Source organism: Oxalobacteraceae sp. CFBP 8761 (assembly GCA_014841595.1).
GTDB lineage: Bacteria > Pseudomonadota > Gammaproteobacteria > Burkholderiales > Burkholderiaceae_D > Telluria.
Map to the genome: position 1 here is coordinate 2,020,749 of JACYUE010000001.1, position 20,099 is coordinate 2,040,847.

A 20,099-nucleotide genomic window follows, 5' to 3' on the forward strand; every position below is an offset into this window, starting at 1 on the left:
GGACCAATGACGACGCCAGGCCTGACCATTTCGCGCATCCTGCATGCGGGGTACGTATTCGCGTGCGAGGGCGCAACGATCGCCTTCGACACGATCTTCGAGAACCCGTTCAGCCGCAACTGCCATGCATTCCCGGACGTGCGCTTCGATGTCGCGGCGATCCGCCGCCAGCATTTCGACGCCGTGTTCATTTCGCATTTCCATGACGATCACTGCTCGCTCGACAGCCTCGATTTGCTGGACCGCGCCACGCCCCTGTACATCTACTGCATCTTCGACGCGTTGTTCGAGATGGTGCGCCAGCTGGGCTTCACGCACGTGCACCCGTTGCGCCTGAACACCCCGGTCACGGTGGGTCCGTTCACCGTCACGCCGCGCGAGGCGATGGACGTCGACGTCGATTCGATGTTCCAGGTCCAGGCGGCCGGGCAGAACGTGCTCAATGTCGTCGATTCATGGATCGACGACGACACGCTGGCCCAGTTGATTGGACTGGGGCCGTGGGACATGGTGCTGTGGCCGTTCCAGACGATGCGTGAAATCGAGGTGCTCACGCCATCGCGCGCCGCAGCCGCGCCGCCCGAACTGCCGGCCGAATGGATCGCGCAGCTGCAGGCGCTGCAGCCGCGCTATGTGGTGCCCAGTTCGTGCCAGTTCGTACAGGAGCCGTGGTCGTGGTACAACCGCGCGTTCTTCCCGATCACCTATGCGCAGTTTACGCGCGAGGTGGGCGCCGCGCTGCCGGCGGCATCGGTCGTGCGGCTCGACCCCGGCACGTCCGTGCGGCTAGGCGGCGCCGCGCTGCAACCGGCAGCGCCGCTGGCGTGGCTCGTGCCCGTGGGGCCGCAGGATATCGACTACGTTTATGAAGGCAATGCAGCGCCGCCATCGACGGCGTCGATCGCGCAGCATTTTGCAGCCCTGAGCGAAGCGCAGATGGCGCGCGTGCTGGATTACTGCCGCGCGGGTGTGCCTGCCAAGTACAGTGAGGTCGAGGCGGCCTCAAGCTACTTCGACGGCCCGCGCTACTGGCGTTTGTCGGTGTATGACCACCAGGGCCAGGCGAGCGTGTTCGATTACCTGCTCGATGGTGACGTGGCCACGCTCGTGACCGAAGCTGGCCCGCTTGGCTGGACGACGGAAATTCCGGCCGCCAGACTGTATGGTGCGCTCGAACAGGGCGAGTCGCTCACCACGATGTACATGAGGATCAACGACGCACATTTCGATGCCGATGCCGAGCGTGACCTGCTGGACGTTGACGTCGTTGACGATCCGCTGATCCGCTGCCTGTTCAGCGATACCTTCGGCGCGTACCAGGCGGCGCAGCTGCGCCGCCTGCTGGCGCGCTGACCGGGGCTATTTGCCCAGCAGGCGCAGCGACTGTTCCCAGTCGTCTTCCCAGTCCAGCAGAAAATCGTGGGTCTGGAACGCGCGCCGTAGCGGGCCCAGTGGTACGCGGTGGAGATCATGCAGGCCGAGCGCCAGCGTCACCGGGTTCCAGACTGCGTTGCGTTTGGACTTGCGCACGCTGGCCTTCACACGCGCGCCATCGTCACCAAAGATGCCGATGGCATTGTCGAGCGCCGCGCCCAGATCCATGCGCGCATGTGCGGCAAACGCTTCCAGCACCTGCGCCTTGTTGATGCCGAAGGCCGACTCGGTCGGCACTTTTGGTTCTGGCGGCGGCGCGGCCGCTGCAGCGATGGCCGCCTGTTCCTCACGCTCCAGCCTAGCCACCAGCTGCGTCAGGTCCTTCTTCTGGAACCGCAACGCATCGAGCGGGCGTCTGAAGCCCGGCGGCGGCAGGTGCGCGACGATCTTGTAGGCGTCCTTGGTCATCGTCATCAACACGTCGTCACTGCCGGCGATCAGGCGCGCGATGTCGTCCTGGAAGAAGATCGGCGCTGCATAACCGCCATTGGCGTCACCGAACAAGTCGGCGTGGGCCGGGTCGTAGTCGAGCCAGACATACGGCGTGACCGCGTGTTCGAGCAGGCGCGCCAGGGTCCAGGGTGATGCGGTCTGTTGTTCGAGCCAGGTGCAGGCGTCAAGCAGGGTGGCACGGTAGGGCAGGTCGGTGGCGCTCATGTCGATTCAGTGGGGAGGGCGTGGCTGGCACCCATTGTAGTGCATGCATTTGCCGGATTGGGTTCAGCGCCCGTCGCGATTGTGGTCATTGGCGTCCGGCGGCTCGATCCCGCGCGCCGTCGGCAGATGCCAGCCATAGCGGATGGCGGCCAGGCGCAAGCCGAAGCATAGCGCCGCGCCGACGCAGGCGGTGGGCGTCGTGGGCCACTGCAGCGCGTCGCCGATCACCACCACCGAGGCACCGGCCAGCGCTGCGACCGCGTAGATATCCGAACGGAACACGGCCGGCACGTTCGACAGCAATACGTCACGCGCGACGCCGCCGCCAATGCCGGTCAGCATGCCGAGCAGCGCGGCCATCACGGGCTCCAGCCCGAACACGAGCGCCTTTTGCGCGCCCGCCACGCAAAACAGCGCGAGGCCCGCGCCATCGAACAGCAATACCGGATTGCGCGCGCGGTGGATGAATGGATGCCAGAAGAAGATCGTGACGCCCGCCAGCAGCGATACGCCGAGGTAGCGCCAGTCTGAAAACGCAGCCGGCGGCGTGGCGCCGATCAGGAGGTCGCGCACGATGCCACCCGAAGTGGCGGCCACGAACGACAGCACGAGCACCCCGAACAGATCGAGATGGCGCCGCACGCCGGCAGTGGCGCCGGACAGCGCAAACACAAAGGTGCCCACCAGGTCGAGCGTGAGCACCAGCGTTTTCATGGCGGCCCCCATGTCGAGGGCAAGAACGGCAAACACGTGAATCCACCTTGCAAATGCTGGTGCGCGCGGCACCGAAGACGGCGATTCTAGCGCATGGCCGCGCCTGCTCCCGGATGGACGCCAGCAAATCGGCGTTGACCTGGTCCGTGTGGCCAGGTGATCGCTCAGCCGAACCGGGCATACACCTTCGCACAGCGCACTGAAGCTGCGCGCGCGTCCCTCACTTTCGACCCGGCGTCATGCCGATAGGGCTACACCTTGCATTTATTTGGTGATGCGCAAAATGGCCGAGGCCAATCGCGAGAAGCAGGGCGTCAGGTCGTTGTCGGTTGCGGCATAGCAGTACATGCCGAGCGGTTGGTCAGGTTTCCTGCAGCGTGGAAGCGCGTCGGCGGTATTGGCCATGCACTTCAAAATCATTTCGCCATTGGTACTCGTATCAGATGCAAATGCTTCTTTCAGGCCTGGGCCAAATCCGAGGGTGAACACATAAATGCCTTCGGATCTGGTTTTTTCAGCGACGCTTTCTGCTAGGTTACGCGATGCCCGCAAGACGTTTCGCTCAAGGAGGTATTGGGTGCTGATGTCAGCCGTCACTGAGCGCGGTGTATCTGTCACAATCGGAAATTCCCGGTAGGACGACGCAGGGCGTGCGTTGTACCAATCAGGCAGGCTGCGTACTGCTGACTGCAGGTCTCCGCTTCTGTAACTGCCTCTCCAGGTTTTGCATCCCTCGCTTACATATTTGAGCCCACTGCTGCTGAGATCACCCAGGCCGCCTTCTTCCAATACGCGGTCCACGGACCCGGGCCGGTTGCAATCGGCTTGATTCTTGAACGTGAGATACGAGCCGAACGATGTGGGCGCGCCATCGGAGAAAAAGACGACGACGCGCATCGTTGAGCGATTTGCCAACGGGACGGTGTTGAGCTGTTCACGAGCCCTGTACATGCCTTCAAATGAAGACGTGCCTCCCTTGAAGTTGTATGCGGTAATCTTGCTGTTCATCGATGTACGATCGAAGCCACGCGCCAGTGGGTTGATGGGATTGTCCGTTTCGACACCCGCGGCGAAGTGGATCAGTGCGACCCGGTCCTGCGTCACGTTGAACTTGTTGAGGAAGCTTTTGGAGGATGCCCTTACCGTCGCTGCGGAACCGACCAGTGAGCCCGACGTATCCACCACCAGCGCCATATCCAGGTCATTCCGGATCGTCTGCGCCGCCGCCACCGGCGTCAGTGTCGTGAAATTCATGATCTGCATGATCGACACCGGCATCGGCGCCTCGGCAACGACGTCGATTGTCGCCTGGCCGGCGTTGAAGGTCACGCTGGTGCTGGTAATCCGTGGCGACGACGACAGATAGTCGTCGGGAATATTGGCGGCGAAGAAGTCGGCGGCCGCTGCCCGTGCGCTGGCGATCTGCTCGGTCTGGTTATTGCCGGTCGTGACAGCGCGCGCGCCGGCCAGCGCTGCCGAATCCACCGCCGCATTCAGGCGCGCCTTGACCAGATACGCCAGGCCGGCATCGACACACAGGCCCACGACGGCGAGCAGCACGAACATCGACACGGCCACCATGATGGCGATTGCACCGCGCTGACGGGGAAGATTCGGATTCATCTCAGAACACACTCATGGAATACAGGTCGGGCCCGAACGTGGGCAGGGTATCGGGGCCGGTGGTAAATCCGCTGACCAGCATGTCGAAACGATAGAACGTCTCGACCACGAAAACGACTTCGCCAGGGTCGAGCTTGCCGGTCATGACCGACGTGGTGGGGCGGGAAGCGCTGCTGACGCTCGAACATTTGCCGGTGCCGCTCCAGGCGCTGCAGCCGTACACCTTGCTCTGCGGGGCGTAGCCGCTCCGGCGAAACCCCTGGACGCGCTCGGCATCGTCCCAGCGGTACTGGTCCAGCACGACACTGCGCGAGACGCCATTGGTGACCTCACCCATCACGCGGGTGATGTACATCATTCCGAGTTGATTGACGTTCAGCGGCGGGGCACTGGCCATCAGCGCATTGATCGTGTCTTGGCTGCTGTCGTCCAGATCCGCGCCGCTGCGCGACAGGATGTTCGCGCCTTCACGCGAGATATTGGTGATGATGATATTGGCCTGCAACGCACGCGCGCCATCGATGGCGCACAGCATCAGGACCACGAGCATCGGCAGCAGCAGGGCAAGTTCGACCGCGGCAACGCCATGCTGGCGGTGTGCATGACGTACGGTAGCAAACGATATCGGCCGCATCAGAAATACTCGTTTCGCATGGTGGCGCCGACAGCGAAGCTGTTCTGGCCGTCGGGAAAGAATGCTGACAGCAACGGCGTCGTCACCGGCCAGGCGCAGTCGAGCTGAAGTACCACCATCTCGCCCGCGCCGCCAAACATGGTGTTGCTGTAGCTGGTACTTGCATAGCTCTTGCCATTGACCGACACAACGCAATTCATGCGCTCGTACATGCCCAGTGAGTTGTCGCGGATCGTCGCGATGACGGTGGCGTAGCGCTGGGCGGTGCTGGTCCCGCCCTCGTTCGCGCGGCCGGTAATGGCAAAGCGCGCACCTTCACGCACCGCATACTGCATGGTCAGCGTGGCGAAGAACATCATGCTCAGCTCGATAATCCCCACGAGGACCAGCATGAACACGGGCGCGATGATGGCCATCTCGACGAGTGTGGCGCCAGATTGACGTTGGGGTGTCTTAAACAACATATTCAGGCAACTGTGAGGGGGTTTGGACGTTGAATGCGATAAACTTCAAGGATTCTACAGGGCAATAATCACGCCTTGTAACCGTTTTAGCGAGGAGTCAACGCGTTTGTCGGCGCGCAACAACATGAGTTGGTACCCGAATACCCGTCGTTTGATGGCCGCCGCGCGGCGCACGCCCGGCGTCGCCGCACCATCGGCCGTTGCGCCCGAAGCCGAAGCCTGGATGGTGTTCGGGATGCGTGTGCTGCTATCGGTGTCGGCGCTGCTGACCCTGTATATCGGGCCCGATGGCGTGGTCGCATCCAGCCCGTGGACCTGGCTGGTGCTCGCCGGCTACGTTCTGCACAGCCTGACATTGCTCGTGATCGCGAGCTACCGCGCGGGTTTCTGGCACGGTCCCAATGTCTACTGGATCGACATCTTCTGGTACGGGCTGATCGTTCTGGCCACCGGCGGGGGCACCAGTCCGTTCTTTTCTTTCTTCTTGTTTGCCATCCTGGCCACGTCGTTTCGCCACGGGTTCGATGCCGGCGCCAAGCTGACGCTGGGCGCGGTCGGCATCGTGAGCCTGTCGGTGGTGCTGGTGCAGGGCTTCCAGTCGTTTCATATCCTGTTGTTGCGCGCGACCTTCATGCTTGCGCTGGGCTACATGATCGCGTTCTGGGGCGGCCTGTCCGTTGATCAGCGCCGCCGGCTGGCATTGCTGCGTGACGTCAGCCGGCTGTCCAACCCGCGGTTTGGCGTGCAGCAGACGCTCGATTCGCTGATGGACAAGATCCTGCGCTATTACGGCGCCAATACCTGCACCTTGCTGATGCAGGACAGTCATCAGCGCTGGATCCTCAATACGGCCCACCACCCCAGGGCTGGCCGTCCCATCAGCCGCAGCCGGCCCGACGCTGCGGACGTGCAGCCGCTGCTGGCGCTGGCACCGGGTGCGACCCTGTACCGCGGCCCCGGCGCCAGGCTGGTGCGCCTGCTGCCGCGCGGCGGCTGTGCGGTGCGCCTGGCCGCCGGTGAAAAAGAGTGGTGCAAGACGGACATGGATGCTTGCGGCCACGTGGCCGATTTGCTCGACGCCGACGGTTTCGTCAGCGCATCGCTGCCGCTGCGCAAGGGCAGTGGTCGCATCTTCGTCACTGGCAGCCGCCTGCGCCGAGGCGATGCGACGTTCCTGAAGCACATCGTGCAGCAGGCGTTTCCCGTCATCGAAACCATCGATCTGCTCGATCGGCTGGCTTCCGAAGCAGCATTTCGCGAACGTCAGACCATCGCGCGCGACCTGCACGACAGCACGATCCAGCCGTATATTGGCCTGCGCCATGCAGTGGCAGCGATCCGCAACAGCGCAGGAGAAGACAGCGCCGTGGCGCCCGAACTCGACCGCCTGCTGGCGATGTGCTCGGACGTGATCGGCGACATGCGCGACTTCGCCCAGCGTTTTCGCAGCGGGCGTCAGGAAGAACCCGAACTGCTGATGGCGCTGCGGCGCCAGTTGCGCCAGGTACAAACCTTCTACGGCCTGGACGTGATGCTCGAGGTGCAGGGCGAGGGCGTGGCCAACGACCGCATGGCAGCGGAAGTGTTCCAGATCGTCACCGAAGGCATCAGCAATATCTGCAAGCACACGCGGGCACGCACGGCCGGCGTCGTGATCGAGGACGCCGCCGGCCAGCTGGCGATCGACATCTTCAACCCGGTAACCGATGGCGCCGTGGCGTCCAAACCCTTCGTGCCGCGCTCGATTGCCGAGCGCGTGGCGGCGGTGGGGGGCACGCTGGGCGTCGAAGCGGATGGGCGCCAGACGCTCCTGCGCATCCGGATTCCGGTCTAGTCAGCATCGACATAGTGTAATGGAGAAACCATGACCATCCGCATCCTGCTCGTGGATGACCACAAGACCATGCTGTGGGGTCTCGAGCGCCTGATCCAGGCCGAAGGCCCGTCGTTCACGCTAGTGGGCAGCGCCAGCGATGGCATGGAGGCCACTGCCCTGTGCGCCGCGCTGCACCCCGACATCGTGCTGCTCGACCTCGACCTGAAAGGCAGCAGCTCCATCGACTTTCTGCCCGCGCTGGTCGCCAATGGCAGCACGCGCGTCGTGATCCTGAGCGCGAACCGCGACCAGGGCACGCTGGCTGCCGCCGTGAAAGCCGGCGCGCGTGGCGTGGTCAGCAAGGAAGCGCCGACCGACGACGTGCTGCTGGCCGTGCGCAAGGTGCATGACGGCGAGCTGTGGCTTGACCAGTCGCTGATGCAGGCGCTGCTGGGCCAGCTGGTAGCTCCGGCCCGAAAGGCCGATCCGGAGGCCGAACGTATCGGCACGCTGACAGCCCGCGAGCGCGACGTCATTGGCATGATCGTGCAGGGCAAGGGTGCGCTGAACAAGGAGCTGGCTGAACGTGCGTTCATCTCGGAGCGCACGCTGCGCAACCATCTCACCACCATCTACCAGAAGCTGGACGTGGCCAACCGCCTCGAGTTGTACGTCTACGCCACCAAGCACGGCCTCTCCTGAGGCATCGCCTTTCTCCCCGCGTCGGAGTGCGCCGGCGCGCGACCCAGGACAAATGTACTGGGTTGCCATGGCGCAACGTACCTTTCAAAAAGGTAGTTTTGACGGATGGCACCGAAGTCACGGGTCCGTAAGATCCTGTTCATGCGCTGCGTATCGTGACATGCGGTACGGCGGCAAGCGAACAGGAGCGAACGGTGCACGACAGAGAAGACAACCCGGAACAGCAGTATGAAAGCAGCAGCAATCCGGCCATGTCGTATGTCGTTCTCTCGGTTCTGCTCGCAGTCGTCGGCTTCATCGCGGCGATGGCCGCATGGACGAGCGCATAAAGCCAACCTGCTCATTAAAGCTTCAAGACCCCTGAAAGGATTCACCATGAATTTCATCAAAAACCTGATCAAAGAAGAAGACGGCGTAACCGCCATTGAATACGCACTGATCGCATCGCTGATCGCCGGCGTGATCATCACCGCTGTGACCCTGCTGGGTGGCAACATCAGCACCATGTTCACGAACCTGGCAGGCAAGATCAACAAGACGCCGAAGTAATTGACGTCCCGTCCGCCCCAAGGCGGACCCGATCCGGCACGGGTGGCCCCGCTGCCGGATTTTTTTTACCCGGAGATTTCCTTGTCAACTCTGCCACTCCTGCTGCTGTTCGTCTTGCTTGGCGTTGCCGTCTTCAATGACGTGCGCGCGCGGCGCATCCCGAATGCCGTCGTGTTTCCAGGCATGCTGGCCGCATTTGCGCTGCATGCGCTGCTGCCGGCAGGGGCAGGGTTATATACAACCCCGGTCGGGGGGCTTGGCATCCTGTCTGCGCTCGGCGGCTGTGCGCTTGGTCTGGCGCTGCTGCTGCCAATGTACGCGCTGAAGCTGATGGGCGCCGGCGACGTCAAGCTGCTGGCCATGGTCGGCGCTTTTGTCGGCGCGGGCCAGATTCTCACCGTTGGCCTGCTGACGTTGGTGGCAGGCGGCGTGCTGGCGCTGGGCTTCGCGGCCTGGCAGCGCAATCTGCGCCGCCTGGTCGCCAACGCGTATTACATGGCGCTGCACACGACGTACTCGGCGCTGGCCGGCACGGTCGCCGCGCCGACGGTACCGCCGGAAGCAGCCAGTGGCCGTCTGCCGTATGCGATTGCGATTGCCAGCGCCACTGTGTGCTGTGTGCTGTGGCTGCATGTGCATGGGGAGATGCCGCTGTGAGCCTCGCTTTGCTCGCCCCATCGAATGACCGGGCGCCGCGCACGGTCGAGGAAACCGGCTTGCCGTTCCTGTTCCTCGCCGAATTGCTGAGCAAGGTGCTGGCCCAGCGCGGTCAACTGCGCCTGGCCGAACTTGCCAACCACACCAAGCTCAATGTCAGCGTCATCGACCCGCTGATCGCGTTCCTGCGCACCGAGAAGCTGTGCGAAGTAGCGCGCATCGGCAACAGCGGTACCGACGCCGACCTGTGCTACATCCTCACCGAGGCGGGCCGTGCGCGGGCCCATACTGCGCTGGGCCGCAACGCCTATGCGGGTCCGGCGCCCGTTACGCTGGCCGCCTACGTGGCCCAGGTCAAGGCGCACAGCGTTGCGAACATGCAGGTGACGCGCGGCGCGATGGCCGCCACCTTCGATGGGGTCGTCGTCAACCCGGTCGTGCTCGACCAGATCGGCGCCGGCATGAACTCGGGGCGCGCGCTGTTCCTGCACGGCGCCGCTGGCAGCGGCAAGACCTACCTGGCAGAGCGCCTGCGCGATCTGCTGGTCGGCACGATCGACGTGCCACATGCGCTGATGGTCGATGGCGAAGTGATTCCGTTCTTCGATAACGTGCAGCACTGCGTGACCGAACAGGCCGCAGTGGAACTGCCGGGCCTGGACCGCGGCAGCGCGCCCGACATGCGCTGGGTCCGCGGCGTGCGCCGTCCCGCCGCGCTGGCCGGGGGGGAACTTACGCTGGACATGCTCGATCTGCGTTTCGATCCGCACACCCGCCTGTACCAGGCGCCGCCGCACCTCAAATCAAACAACGGCATTTTCATCATCGATGATCTGGGGCGCCAGCGCTGCACGCCGGAAGCGTTGATGAACCGCTGGATCGTGCCGATGGACCGCAATGTCGACTACCTGACGCTGCACACGGGGCACACGTTCCAGGTGCCGTTCGACGTGATCGTCGTGTTCTCGTCGAATTTCGTGCCACAGCGCCTGTCCGACGGCGCTTTCCTGCGCCGGCTTGGCTACAAGATCGAAGTGCCGGCAGCGTCCGAGGCCGAATACACGCGCCTGTTTCAGCAGGCGTGCGACAGCGTCGGCGTTGCATTCGACGCCGCGTCATTCGACTACCTGCTGGCCTGCCACCGCGAGCGCGGCGTGCCATTGCTGGCCTGTTACCCGCGCGACCTGATGCGCCAGCTGCGCGACCTGGCACGCTACGAAGACCGTGCCCCCACATTGTCACGCGCCACCCTGGACTGGGCCTGGGACAACTACTTTGCCGCGGGCGCTCCCGGCCGGCCCGCACCACAAGAACGCCGCGAACGCGGCACGACGGAGTATGAACATGCGTAATTCGAGAGCAATCCTGATCATTGGCGTGGCACTGCTGCTGGCGCTGGGCGCCGTGGTACTGGCGGCCAAGTGGATGGGCGAGCAGGGCCCGGCCGGCACCCGCGTGGTCGTGGCCGCCGCCGACATCGGGCAGGGCGCGCGCATCCTGCCGGCCAGCCTCCAACTGGCCGACTGGCCCGCCGGCGCACTGCCGCCCGGCGCGATCACCGATATGAAACTGCTCGAGGGCCGCATCGCTCGCGGCGACATTGCACGCGGCGAGCCGGTGCTCGAATCGAAGCTGGCGCCGGCCGGCACGCTGGGCGGCTTGTCGGCGGTCGTGGCCAGCGGCAAGCGCGCCATGACCGTTGGCGTCAATGACATTGTCGGCGTGGCCGGTTTCGCGCTGCCCGGCAACTACGTCGACATTCTCGTCAACCTGGCACCGACCAATAACGACCTGGCGCAGAACACCGGCTCGATCTCGAAGATCGTGCTCGAGCGCATCCTGGTGCTGGCCGTGGCGCAGGAATCTGCCGTGGACGACAACAAGCCACGTCTCGTCAATGCCGTGACCCTCGAGCTCACGCCAAACGAAGTCGAAAAGCTCGACCTGGCCCGCTCGATCGGGTCACTGTCGCTGGTGCTGCGTAATCAGGCCGAAGCGCAACCGGCCAACACGACCGGCGCCACGCGTGAATCGGTGCTTGGCCTGCCGGCCGTGTCGGCGAAGGCCCCGGCGCCGGTGAGTGAGCCAGCGCCGCGTACTGCATCTCCCGCACCACGTCAGCCAAGCGCGCCGCGCGACGGTGTCCTGGTGATCCGCGGCCTGGACGCCGCTTCGCAAAGCTTTTGAATGAAGATTTCGTGATGACCACATTGACTCACAAGACCCTGCTGGCCTGCGCCGTCGCGTTGACGCTCGACGCCCATGCTGCCCCGGCTGCCTCTGCCATCAAGGTGACCGCAGCCGTACCGGTCGCGCCATCGGCCGACTGCATCGACCTGCGCGGTGGTGCAAATCAGCGGCTCCAGCTGATGCGCGGCAAATCCGTCCTCAAGCGCTTCTGCACGCCGGCCGGCGCGGTCATGGTGGGCGACCCGAAAGTGGCCAACGTCGTGGTCCCGGGCGCAAGCGAAGTCGTGATCGTTGCGCGCAGTGTGGGCAGTACCAACCTGATCGTGTCCGGCCGCGACAAGCGCTCGACCGTGATCGACCTGGACGTGGCCATCGATACATCGGCGCTGCGCACGCAGTTCGACGCGCTGTTCCCGCTTGAGCGCGATATCCGCATCGGTGCCAGTGGCAATGCCGTGGTGCTGTCGGGGATGGTCAGCGACGTTGGCGTGGCAAGCCAGCTGGTGGACCTGGCCACGGCGTTCCAGGAAAGCGCCGGCCAGCAGGCCGACAGCGGCGCCGGCAGCCCGTCGCCACTGTCCGTCGGCGCACCGGCGGCGGCACCGGCTGCAGGCTCTGGCGCCGCAGCGAAAGTATTGAACATGCTGTCGATCGCGGCACCCCAGCAGGTCATGCTGGAAGTGAAGATCGCCGAAATCTCGAAGTCGCTCGTGGACCAGCTGGGCGCCAAGGCAGGTTTCTCGAAGACCAACGGCAACTGGACCTATGCCGCCGTATCGAGCCTGCTCAGTGGCGGTGCCGGCGCCGTCAGCGCTGTGGGGACCGGCATCAAGGAACTCACCATCGATGGTGAAAAGCGCGACGGCCTGGTCAAGATCCTGGCCGAGCCGAATGTCATGGCCATCAGCGGGCAGGAGGCAAGTTTTCTTGCCGGCGGCAAGATCTTCATCCCGGTTGCACAGAATGCAGTGGGCGGGGCGGGCGTGGTCACGCTGGAAGAAAAAGAGTATGGCGTGGCCGTGAAGTTCACCCCGACCGTGCTGCCGGGCGGGCGCATCAACCTGCGCGTGGCGCCGGAAGTGTCGGAACTCAATCGCGAAGGTATCGGTATCAGCACTGGCGGTTCAAGCAGCGCAACCGCGATCCTGCCAGCGTTTACGACGCGGCGCGCAGCGACCACGGTGCAGCTGCAGGATGGCCAGAGTTTCGCCATCGGTGGCCTGATCCGCAATAACGTGACCAGCACTATCAGGCGCTTCCCGTTCCTGGGCGACGTTCCGGTGCTTGGCACGCTGTTCCGAAGCAGCGACTTCCAGAGTGACCGCACCGAACTGGTGTTCATCGTGACGCCACGCCTGGCCAAGCCGATGCAGTCGCAGCCCGCATTGCCAACCGACGAGTACGTCGAGCCGACCCGCACCGAATTCTTGCTTGGCGGCCAGCTTGAAGGCGCCGCCGCCTCTGCCGCACCGGAGAAATGATCATGAAAACCGTTACTTCCATTCTCGCCGTCTCGTGCATGCTGTCGCTCCTGGGCGGTTGCACGACCAGTTCGCCCGCCGGCACCGGCAACACCGTGCGCGCCATCATGGCCAGCCAGATCATCGCCCCCGAGGGCATGCCAGGGCACCCAGGGAGCGATGCCGGCACCGCGGTTCTCGCTTACAAGAACTATCAGGGCTCGTTCGCCACGCCCGCGCCCCAGGTCGACAGCACGCTGTTCGGCGCGAACAAATAGAGATCATCATGAAAATCGCAGTCCTTTCGCGCGATGAGCGCCACCTGATCGAGCTGTCGCGCCAATTGCGCGCACGCCCGGGCAGCGACGAAGTCGACATGATCGCCGGCACCCCGGCGCGCCTGTCGACGATGAGCGACGACGCCATCCCCGACCTGCTGGTGGTCGACCAGCCGCGCGCCGACGAGGGTGATCTTGACCAGCTCGAGCGGCTCGGCCACCTGTTCCCGCGCATGGCGTTCATCGTGCTGTCGGGCGACCTGTCACAGGATTTTCTGCTGCGCGCGATGCGCGCCGGCGTGCGCGAAGTGCTGCCTGCCGCGCCCGGCACGGCCGACCTGGCCAAGGCCGTCGACCACATCGCCGAGAAGTTCGGCAGCCAGGGCGCCGCGCAGGGGAAGGTGCTGGCTTTTATTTCCTGCAAGGGCGGCAGTGGCGCAACCTTCCTGGCCACGAACCTGGCCTATGCGTTGTCGGCCGGCGGCAACAAGCGTGTCGCCATGATCGACATGAATCTGCAGTTTGGCGACGCGTCGCTGTTCGTCTCGGACAGCAAGCCGCTGGCCACGCTGTCGGATGTCGCGACCCAGATCCACCGGCTCGATCCGTCGTTTCTGTCGTCGAGCATGGTTGCCGTGACGCCGAACTTCAGCGTGCTGGCTGCACCATCGGATCCGGCCCATGCCAGCGACGTCAAGCCGGAGCACATCGACGCGATCATCAAGCTGGCGCGCCGCCAGTACGATTTCATCGTGCTCGACGTCGCGCGCAGCCTGGATCCGGTGACGATCCGCGCGCTCGACCATGCCGACACGATCTACCCGGTACTGCAAACGACGCTGCCGTATATCCGCGACGGCAAGCGCCTGCTCGACGTGTTCCGCAATCTCGAATATGGCAACGACAAGGTCGAAATCGTGGTGAACCGCCACGACAACAACAGCGACATCAAGCTCAAGGACCTCGAGCAGGCCTTTGACACGACCCACCTGCGCACGATGCCGAACCACTACGATGCGGCGGCCAAGTCGGTCAACCAGGGCGTGCCGATCACGCGCCTGGCGCCCGAGAGCCCGCTGAGCGCGGCCTTGATGACCATGGCGCGCAGCCAGACGGGCGAGGCGGCGCCGCAGGCGGCGGCCAGCGTGATGGCGCGCCTGTTCAAGCGCCGCAAGACTGACGCATGACCCGCGAATTGTCCAAGGAATCCAACGACATGAACATGATCCCATCCGCCTCGCTGCGCGAACGCCTCGGCAGCGCAGCCCTGGCCAGCAGCACCAGCACGATAGCGAGCGCACCGACGCGCGTGACCAGTGGCGCCCCGGCGCCGCGCGCCGCCACCGTGCGCGGCGGGCCGATCGACAACCGCGCGTATCACCAGCTCAAGTCCCGCATCCATGAAGCGCTGCTCGACCGCATCGACCTGGAAAGCATGCAGCGCCTGAACGGCGACCAGATCCGGCAAGAGCTGCGCCTGCTGGTCGAGCGCCTGCTCGAAGAAGAAATGGTCGTCATCAACGACGCCGAGCGCAAGATGCTCACGCGCGATATCCAGAACGAGATGCTGGGCTTCGGCCCGCTCGAGCCGCTGCTGGAAGACCCGACCGTCTCGGACATCCTGGTCAACACGCACAAGCAGGTCTACGTCGAACGGCGCGGCAAGCTCGAACTGACCGACGTGACCTTCACCGATGAAGCCCACCTGATGAAGATCATCGACAAGATCGTCTCGCGCGTGGGGCGGCGCATCGACGAATCGAGCCCGATGGTCGATGCGCGCCTGCCGGACGGCTCGCGCGTGAACGCGATCATCCCGCCGCTGGCGATCGATGGCGCCGTGATGTCGATCCGGCGCTTCTCGGCCGATCCGCTGCGCCTAGCCGACCTGGTGGCATATGGCAGCATGACGGCCGACATGGCCGAGGTGCTGCAGGGCCTGGGCAAGGCCAAGGTCAATATCGTGATCTCGGGCGGCACGGGTTCGGGCAAGACGACGATGCTCAATGTGATCTCGGGCTTCATCAGCCACAACGAGCGCATCGTGACGGTCGAAGACGCGGCCGAACTGCAGCTGCAGCAGCCGCACGTGGTGCGTCTGGAAACGCGCCCTGCGAACATCGAAGGCAAGGGCGAAGTGACCCAGCGCGCGCTGGTCAAGAATGCGCTGCGGATGCGCCCCGACCGCATCATCCTGGGCGAGGTACGCGGCGAAGAAGCCATGGACATGCTGGGCGCGATGAACACCGGCCACGAAGGCTCGATGGCGACCCTGCACGCCAATACGCCGCGCGAAGCGCTCACGCGCCTGGAAAACATGATCAGCATGGCGGCGCCGAACCTGCCGCCGAAGGCCATGCGCCAGCAGATCTCGTCGGCCGTGGGCGTCGTCGTGCAGGTTTCGCGCCTGACCGACGGCAAGCGCAAGGTGCTGTCGATCACGGAAGTGACGGGCATGGAGGGCGACGTCATCACGATGCAGGAGATCTTCACGTTCCGCCAGACCGGCGTGGCGGACGATGGCACGGTGCTGGGTCAGTCCACCGCCACCGGTGTGCGGCCGCACTTTGCCGAGCGCCTGCGCACGTTCGGCGTGAACCTGGCGCCGCACATCTTCGAGCCGCGTTAGGACCCCTGGCATGGATACCACCTTCCTCCTGTTCATCCTGCTGCTGTTCGTCGCCGTCCTGCTGCTGGTATGGGGCGTGTATACGGCCTGGCAGGCGAACAACAACCCGGAAGCCGAGCGCATCGCGCGCCGCCTGCGCAGCGTGATCGGGCGCGAGACGCGCGAACTCGATGTCACCATCGTCAAGGAACGGCGCCTGTCCGACAACCCGGAGCTGGAACCGCTGCTGCGCCGCGTGCCTGGTGTGTACCGGCTGGACCGCATGCTGCTGCAGGCGGGCAGTGCGCAGAAAGTGGCGTCGCTGCTGGCCGTGTGCGCAGCGTGTGCGGTTGGCGGGATCGTGGCGGCGTTGCTGCTGCGCCTGCCCTTGCTCGGCTTCATGGGTTGCACCCTCGTTGCCGGGTGGCTGCCGCTGCTGCGCCTGACGCGCGCGCGCGATGCGCGCATGGTGCGCTTCGAGCGCCAGCTGCCTGAAGCGCTCGACATGATGAGCCGCGCGATGCGCGCCGGCCACGCGTTTCCGACGGCGCTGAAACTGGCGGCCGACGAAATAAGCGCACCGCTGGGCGAAGAATTCAAGACGGCATTTGATGAAGTCAACTTTGGCGTCTCGATGGGCGACGCGCTGAACAATCTGGCGCAGCGCGTGCCCAGCATGGACTTGCAGTATTTTGTCGTCGCCGTGCTGATCCAGCGCGAGAGCGGTGGCAACCTGACTGAATTGCTGACGTCGATTTCGAGCATCATCCGCGATCGCCACAAGCTGGCCGGCCAGGTGCGCGTGCTGTCGGCCGAGGGTCGCATCTCGGCCTGGGTGCTGTGCCTGCTGCCGTTTGGCGCCGGCGGCATGATGGCGCTGGCCAATCCCGAGACAATGGGTGTGCTGGTCAATGATCCGATCGGGCGCCAGCTGAGCGGCGCGGCGCTGGGCATGATGGGTTTTGGCGTGCTGGCGATCCGCAAGATCGTCCGCATCCGTATGTAACGAAAGTACGACACGATGACCATGGCAAACATTCTCATGCTGGCAGCGATGTTCCTGCTGGTGTTCGGCATTGCGGTGGCAGCCTTGCTGCTGCTCACGCGCGATCCCGTCAAGGCGCGTCTGGTGGCGCTGGACGAGCGCGATATGCCCAAGACCCGGCGCGGGGACGGCTGGGGCGCGCGTCTGGCCGATTTCGCCGAGCCGCTGGCCAAGCTGTCGGTGCCGACCGACGGGTGGGAATCCTCGCCATTGCGGCTGCGCTTCATCAATGCCGGCTGGCGCGCGCCCTCGGCTCCCGGGCTGTACCACGCCGGCAAATCGGTGCTGACGATCGGCCTGCCACTGCTGGTCTGGATCGCGCTGCCGCACCAGCCTGACCGGCCTCTGGCGCTGACCTTCCTGTTGCTGGTGAGCGCGGCCAGCATCGGCTACTACCTGCCGGACTTTCTCCTGAAGCGCCGTGTCGCCAATCGCCAGCGCGACATCTTCGAAGGCTTCCCCGATGCGCTCGACCTGATGACCGTCTGCGTCGAAGCGGGTCTGGCGATGGATGCGGCGCTGGCCCGCGTGGGCAACGAGATCGGCCTGAAAAGTCCGGTGCTGGCCGATGAGCTGCAACTGGTGACGCTCGAACTGCGCGCCGGCAGCGCCAAGGAAAAAGCGCTGCGCAATCTGGCGCTGCGCACCGGCGTGGAAGACGTGGATGCGCTCGTCAAAATGCTGATCCAGGCCGAGCGCTTCGGCACCAGCGTCGGCACCGCGCTGCGTGTGCAATCGGAACAGCTACGCACGCGGCGGCGGCAACTGGTGGAAGAGAAGGCGGGGCAGATTGCAACCAAGCTGTTGTTCCCGCTGATCTTCTGCATTTTTCCGGCATTGCTGGTGGTGTTGCTGGGACCGGCAGTCATCCAGATCTTCCGCGCGATGACCCCGGTGGCCGGTCACTGAGCGTGCAGTACAGGTTCGCGCTGCACGGCAGTCTGTCCGATCCATCGGCGCAGAAGACCAACCAGCGTCGCATGCATGCTGAATCGACCATGTTTGAGGTTGAAAGTATTTACGCGTATTACACGAAGATTCGTCTCTGTTAGCCGAAGATGTTGGCCGTGTGCAACACGCGAAGGTGTCGCATGTGCGATGATATTTCTTTTGGGCATCTTTGCCGTACGGCGTTCCTTTGCATACGCAGGGCGCCGGTCTCACACACACCCTCCCGGATAACCGTTGATGAAAAACTTAAAAATAGGCACGCGCCTGGCGTTCAGCTATGCGGCCGTACTGATCCTCATGGCCATCGTGATCGTCGTGACCCTCGGTCGCATGGGCGAGATGAAGGATGCGACCGATCGCGTGGTCAATACCAGCATGAAGAACCAGCGCAACGTGGCCGAGTGGTCCAAGATCATCGAAGTCAACACCACGCTGATGGAAATGGCGTACCGCACGCCAGAGCCGGAGCAGGTCAGGATCATCACTGACCGTATTGCAGCGGGCTCGGTGCGCTCCACCGAATTGCAGCAAACGATCAAGGCCGGCTTGCGCAACCCGAAGTCGCAGGCCCAGCTCGAAGAGGTGGTGGCTGCCCGGGCGCCGTACCTGGCCGCACGCACCGCGCTGCTCGCTGCCAAGAATGGCGGCGACACGGAAGGCGCACGACGCATCTTCGACACCCAGATGCGCCCGACGAGCCTTGCCTACCTCGAATCGATCAACAAGCTTGCGGTTGCCCAGCAAAACTCGGCAGGAAAATTCGTGGCCGATGCGGCTGCAGCGTATGACACGGCGCGTACGACCCTGATCGGCCTGGGAACGCTCGCCATCGTGCTGGGCGTTTCCTTCGGCATCTTCATTACCCGCTCGATCGTGCGGCCGATCCAGGATGCGGTGGCGGTTGCCGACCGCGTGTCGTCGGGCGACCTGGGCAGCCAGTTCACCGTCACGACCCGCGACGAGACCGGCCAGTTGATGGCGGCCTTGCAGAAAATGAACGATAACCTGCTCGGTATCGTGACCCGCGTCCGGGCCGGTACCGAAACCATCGCGACTGCCTCGGCCGAAATCGCTGCAGGCAATCTGGACCTGTCGCATCGCACCGAACAGCAGGCCGGTTCGCTGGAAGAAACTGCTTCGTCGATGGAAGAACTCACGTCCACCGTGCGCCAGAATGCCGATAACGCCCGCCGCGCCAACACGATGGCCTCCGAGGCGGCCAGCATTGCCGGGCAGGGCGGCGCCGTGATTGCGCAAGTAGTCGGCACGATGAGCGAGATCAATGCCTCGTCGCGCAAGATCGTCGACATCACCAGTGTCATCGACAGCATCGCGTTCCAGACCAATATCCTGGCGCTGAATGCCGCCGTGGAAGCGGCGCGTGCCGGTGAACAGGGCCGTGGGTTTGCGGTCGTCGCCACTGAAGTGCGTAACCTGGCGCATCGCTCGGCTGCTGCGGCCAAGGAAATCAAGGGCCTCATCGACGACTCGGTGCAAAAGGTCGAAGCGGGCACCAGCCTGGTCGACAGTGCGGGGACCACGATGACCAATATCGTGCAGAGCATTTCCCTCGTGACCGGCATCATGAGCGAAATCTCGCATGCCAGCGACGAACAGAGCGCCGGCATCGAGCAAGTCAACGCCGCCATCACCGAGATGGACCAGGCGACGCAGCAGAACGCCGCGCTGGTCGAGCAAGCCGCTGCCGCCGCCGGTTCGATGCAGGAGCAGGCTGCGCACCTGGCCGATGTCGTCAGTGTCTTCAAGACGGAGGTGCGCGCTGGCGCCGCCCATCCGCCACCAGCGCGCAGCCAGGAAGCGCCAGCCGGACGCCTTGCATTGGCGGGCGTCTAAGACGGCCTGCGCTGGATACATGGTGGTACCGGCATTGCGCCCGTACCACGTGGTTTCCTGTTGTTGATCAAATACGGGATTTTCGAGATAGTTGATTTGTGAATGACGACTATCATGGATCGCAATTTGATTTCTATCTGAGAGAGCGCATACTAGCTTCATACCAGATCAAACACACAGGAAGAAAATCATGACCACCTTGTCCCTTCGCCCATCGTTCGCTGTCCAACTGGCCGCCGTGTTCAGCACTGCATTCGATTTCGTGCGTGAAGTCAAGGCAGCGCCAAGCGTCGCAACCCGCACCACCGGCAGCGCTGATGTCTGGGCGTTGTACCGCATGACCCGCGGCGCCGATGCAGTCTCGCCAGCAGTGGCCCGCCGCCTGGCTGCGCACGCCAAGTCGAACTGATTCCCGCGCCGGGCTTTCGCCCGGTCTGCCTCGAACGCCCCGCACGATGCGGGG

At 64.2% G+C, this 20,099-nt stretch carries 20 protein-coding genes; 15 read left to right on the forward strand and 5 right to left on the reverse strand.

The genetic code is table 11. The features are described 5' to 3' along the window. The first annotated feature begins 6 nt into the window (after positions 1-6). Positions 7-1,353 (forward strand): MBL fold metallo-hydrolase, encoded by a 1,347-nt coding sequence (locus tag IFU00_08895; protein ID MBD8542397.1) that lies wholly within the window; start codon positions 7-9, stop codon positions 1,351-1,353. 6 nt (positions 1,354-1,359) lie between these two features. On the opposite strand, the gene IFU00_08900 is transcribed toward IFU00_08895, so the two are convergent. The 5 genes from IFU00_08900 to IFU00_08920 all read right to left on the reverse strand — a co-directional run bounded on the left by IFU00_08900 (position 1,360) and on the right by IFU00_08920 (position 5,523). Beyond that, positions 1,360-2,091, reverse strand: a complete 732-nt coding sequence (locus tag IFU00_08900) for a hypothetical protein (protein MBD8542398.1) — start codon at positions 2,089-2,091, stop codon at positions 1,360-1,362. A gap of 63 nt (positions 2,092-2,154) precedes the next feature. After that, positions 2,155-2,805 carry a trimeric intracellular cation channel family protein gene (locus tag IFU00_08905; GenBank protein ID MBD8542399.1) on the reverse strand — a complete coding sequence of 217 codons (651 nt, stop codon included), beginning with the start codon at positions 2,803-2,805 and terminating at the stop codon, positions 2,155-2,157. A gap of 264 nt (positions 2,806-3,069) precedes the next feature. Then, complete coding sequence (locus IFU00_08910) at positions 3,070-4,428, reverse strand: VWA domain-containing protein (protein ID MBD8542400.1); 1,359 nt, start codon at positions 4,426-4,428, stop codon at positions 3,070-3,072. 1 nt (position 4,429) lies between these two features. Continuing rightward, positions 4,430-5,062 carry a pilus assembly protein gene (locus IFU00_08915; GenBank protein MBD8542401.1) on the reverse strand — a complete coding sequence of 211 codons (633 nt, stop codon included), beginning with the start codon at positions 5,060-5,062 and terminating at the stop codon, positions 4,430-4,432. Next, a complete protein-coding gene (locus IFU00_08920) occupies positions 5,062-5,523 on the reverse strand; it encodes a pilus assembly protein (protein MBD8542402.1) in 462 nt (153 codons plus the stop codon). Before IFU00_08920 ends, IFU00_08915 begins: the two co-directional genes overlap by 1 nt. Positions 5,524-5,650: 127 nt before the next feature. Between IFU00_08920 and IFU00_08925 the strand changes: the two genes are divergently transcribed. The 14 genes from IFU00_08925 to IFU00_08990 all read left to right on the forward strand — a co-directional run bounded on the left by IFU00_08925 (position 5,651) and on the right by IFU00_08990 (position 20,045). After that, positions 5,651-7,360, forward strand: a complete 1,710-nt coding sequence (locus IFU00_08925; protein ID MBD8542403.1) for a histidine kinase — start codon at positions 5,651-5,653, stop codon at positions 7,358-7,360. A 30-nt stretch (positions 7,361-7,390) separates the two neighbouring features. Next, positions 7,391-8,044, forward strand: a complete 654-nt coding sequence (locus IFU00_08930) for a response regulator transcription factor (GenBank protein ID MBD8542404.1) — start codon at positions 7,391-7,393, stop codon at positions 8,042-8,044. 375 nt (positions 8,045-8,419) lie between these two features. Continuing rightward, on the forward strand, positions 8,420-8,593 hold the full coding sequence (locus IFU00_08935; protein MBD8542405.1) for a Flp family type IVb pilin: 174 nt from the start codon (positions 8,420-8,422) through the stop codon (positions 8,591-8,593). Between the two features lie 81 nt (positions 8,594-8,674). Further along, positions 8,675-9,250: a prepilin peptidase gene (locus IFU00_08940; GenBank protein MBD8542406.1), complete on the forward strand. Its 576-nt coding sequence runs from the start codon at positions 8,675-8,677 to the stop codon at positions 9,248-9,250. Further along, entirely contained in the window at positions 9,247-10,602 is a 1,356-nt protein-coding gene (locus IFU00_08945) for an ATP-binding protein (protein MBD8542407.1), read from the forward strand. Before IFU00_08940 ends, IFU00_08945 begins: the two co-directional genes overlap by 4 nt. Continuing rightward, entirely contained in the window at positions 10,595-11,437 is an 843-nt protein-coding gene (gene cpaB, locus IFU00_08950) for a Flp pilus assembly protein CpaB (GenBank protein MBD8542408.1), read from the forward strand. Before IFU00_08945 ends, cpaB begins: the two co-directional genes overlap by 8 nt. 14 nt (positions 11,438-11,451) lie before the next feature. Continuing rightward, positions 11,452-12,921, forward strand: a complete 1,470-nt coding sequence (locus IFU00_08955; GenBank protein ID MBD8542409.1) for a type II and III secretion system protein family protein — start codon at positions 11,452-11,454, stop codon at positions 12,919-12,921. A gap of 2 nt (positions 12,922-12,923) precedes the next feature. Next, a complete protein-coding gene (locus IFU00_08960) occupies positions 12,924-13,178 on the forward strand; it encodes a hypothetical protein (GenBank protein ID MBD8542410.1) in 255 nt (84 codons plus the stop codon). An 8-nt stretch (positions 13,179-13,186) separates the two neighbouring features. Continuing rightward, positions 13,187-14,365 carry an AAA family ATPase gene (locus IFU00_08965; GenBank protein MBD8542411.1) on the forward strand — a complete coding sequence of 393 codons (1,179 nt, stop codon included), beginning with the start codon at positions 13,187-13,189 and terminating at the stop codon, positions 14,363-14,365. Positions 14,366-14,394: 29 nt separating this feature from the next. Then, positions 14,395-15,807 (forward strand): CpaF family protein, encoded by a 1,413-nt coding sequence (locus tag IFU00_08970; GenBank protein ID MBD8542412.1) that lies wholly within the window; start codon positions 14,395-14,397, stop codon positions 15,805-15,807. A gap of 10 nt (positions 15,808-15,817) precedes the next feature. Continuing rightward, the gene (locus IFU00_08975) at positions 15,818-16,792 is read left to right on the forward strand and encodes a type II secretion system F family protein (protein ID MBD8542413.1); all 975 of its coding nucleotides are present in this window, start codon (positions 15,818-15,820) and stop codon (positions 16,790-16,792) included. Between the two features lie 15 nt (positions 16,793-16,807). After that, the gene (locus tag IFU00_08980; GenBank protein MBD8542414.1) at positions 16,808-17,740 is read left to right on the forward strand and encodes a type II secretion system F family protein; all 933 of its coding nucleotides are present in this window, start codon (positions 16,808-16,810) and stop codon (positions 17,738-17,740) included. A 279-nt stretch (positions 17,741-18,019) separates the two neighbouring features. After that, positions 18,020-19,636 (forward strand): MCP four helix bundle domain-containing protein, encoded by a 1,617-nt coding sequence (locus tag IFU00_08985; protein MBD8542415.1) that lies wholly within the window; start codon positions 18,020-18,022, stop codon positions 19,634-19,636. 190 nt (positions 19,637-19,826) lie between these two features. After that, positions 19,827-20,045, forward strand: coding sequence for a hypothetical protein (locus IFU00_08990; protein ID MBD8542416.1), 219 nt, complete (start codon positions 19,827-19,829; stop codon positions 20,043-20,045). The last annotated feature ends 54 nt before the right edge of the window (positions 20,046-20,099 follow it).

What these genes read in the sequence shown, in the direction of transcription:
- IFU00_08915 (MBD8542401.1), bottom strand. Translation starts at nt 5,062, where the DNA reads ATGCGGCCGATATCGTTTGCTACCGTACGTCATGCACACCGCCAGCAT.
- IFU00_08895 (MBD8542397.1), top strand. Translation starts at nt 7, where the DNA reads ATGACGACGCCAGGCCTGACCATTTCGCGCATCCTGCATGCGGGGTAC.
- cpaB (MBD8542408.1), top strand. Translation starts at nt 10,595, where the DNA reads ATGCGTAATTCGAGAGCAATCCTGATCATTGGCGTGGCACTGCTGCTG.
- IFU00_08910 (MBD8542400.1), bottom strand. Translation starts at nt 4,428, where the DNA reads ATGAATCCGAATCTTCCCCGTCAGCGCGGTGCAATCGCCATCATGGTG.
- IFU00_08930 (MBD8542404.1), top strand. Translation starts at nt 7,391, where the DNA reads ATGACCATCCGCATCCTGCTCGTGGATGACCACAAGACCATGCTGTGG.
- IFU00_08965 (MBD8542411.1), top strand. Translation starts at nt 13,187, where the DNA reads ATGAAAATCGCAGTCCTTTCGCGCGATGAGCGCCACCTGATCGAGCTG.
- IFU00_08975 (MBD8542413.1), top strand. Translation starts at nt 15,818, where the DNA reads ATGGATACCACCTTCCTCCTGTTCATCCTGCTGCTGTTCGTCGCCGTC.
- IFU00_08980 (MBD8542414.1), top strand. Translation starts at nt 16,808, where the DNA reads ATGACCATGGCAAACATTCTCATGCTGGCAGCGATGTTCCTGCTGGTG.
- IFU00_08960 (MBD8542410.1), top strand. Translation starts at nt 12,924, where the DNA reads ATGAAAACCGTTACTTCCATTCTCGCCGTCTCGTGCATGCTGTCGCTC.
- IFU00_08955 (MBD8542409.1), top strand. Translation starts at nt 11,452, where the DNA reads ATGACCACATTGACTCACAAGACCCTGCTGGCCTGCGCCGTCGCGTTG.
- IFU00_08900 (MBD8542398.1), bottom strand. Translation starts at nt 2,091, where the DNA reads ATGAGCGCCACCGACCTGCCCTACCGTGCCACCCTGCTTGACGCCTGC.
- IFU00_08990 (MBD8542416.1), top strand. Translation starts at nt 19,827, where the DNA reads ATGACCACCTTGTCCCTTCGCCCATCGTTCGCTGTCCAACTGGCCGCC.
- IFU00_08905 (MBD8542399.1), bottom strand. Translation starts at nt 2,805, where the DNA reads ATGAAAACGCTGGTGCTCACGCTCGACCTGGTGGGCACCTTTGTGTTT.
- IFU00_08925 (MBD8542403.1), top strand. Translation starts at nt 5,651, where the DNA reads ATGAGTTGGTACCCGAATACCCGTCGTTTGATGGCCGCCGCGCGGCGC.
- IFU00_08985 (MBD8542415.1), top strand. Translation starts at nt 18,020, where the DNA reads ATGAAAAACTTAAAAATAGGCACGCGCCTGGCGTTCAGCTATGCGGCC.
- IFU00_08935 (MBD8542405.1), top strand. Translation starts at nt 8,420, where the DNA reads ATGAATTTCATCAAAAACCTGATCAAAGAAGAAGACGGCGTAACCGCC.
- IFU00_08970 (MBD8542412.1), top strand. Translation starts at nt 14,395, where the DNA reads ATGAACATGATCCCATCCGCCTCGCTGCGCGAACGCCTCGGCAGCGCA.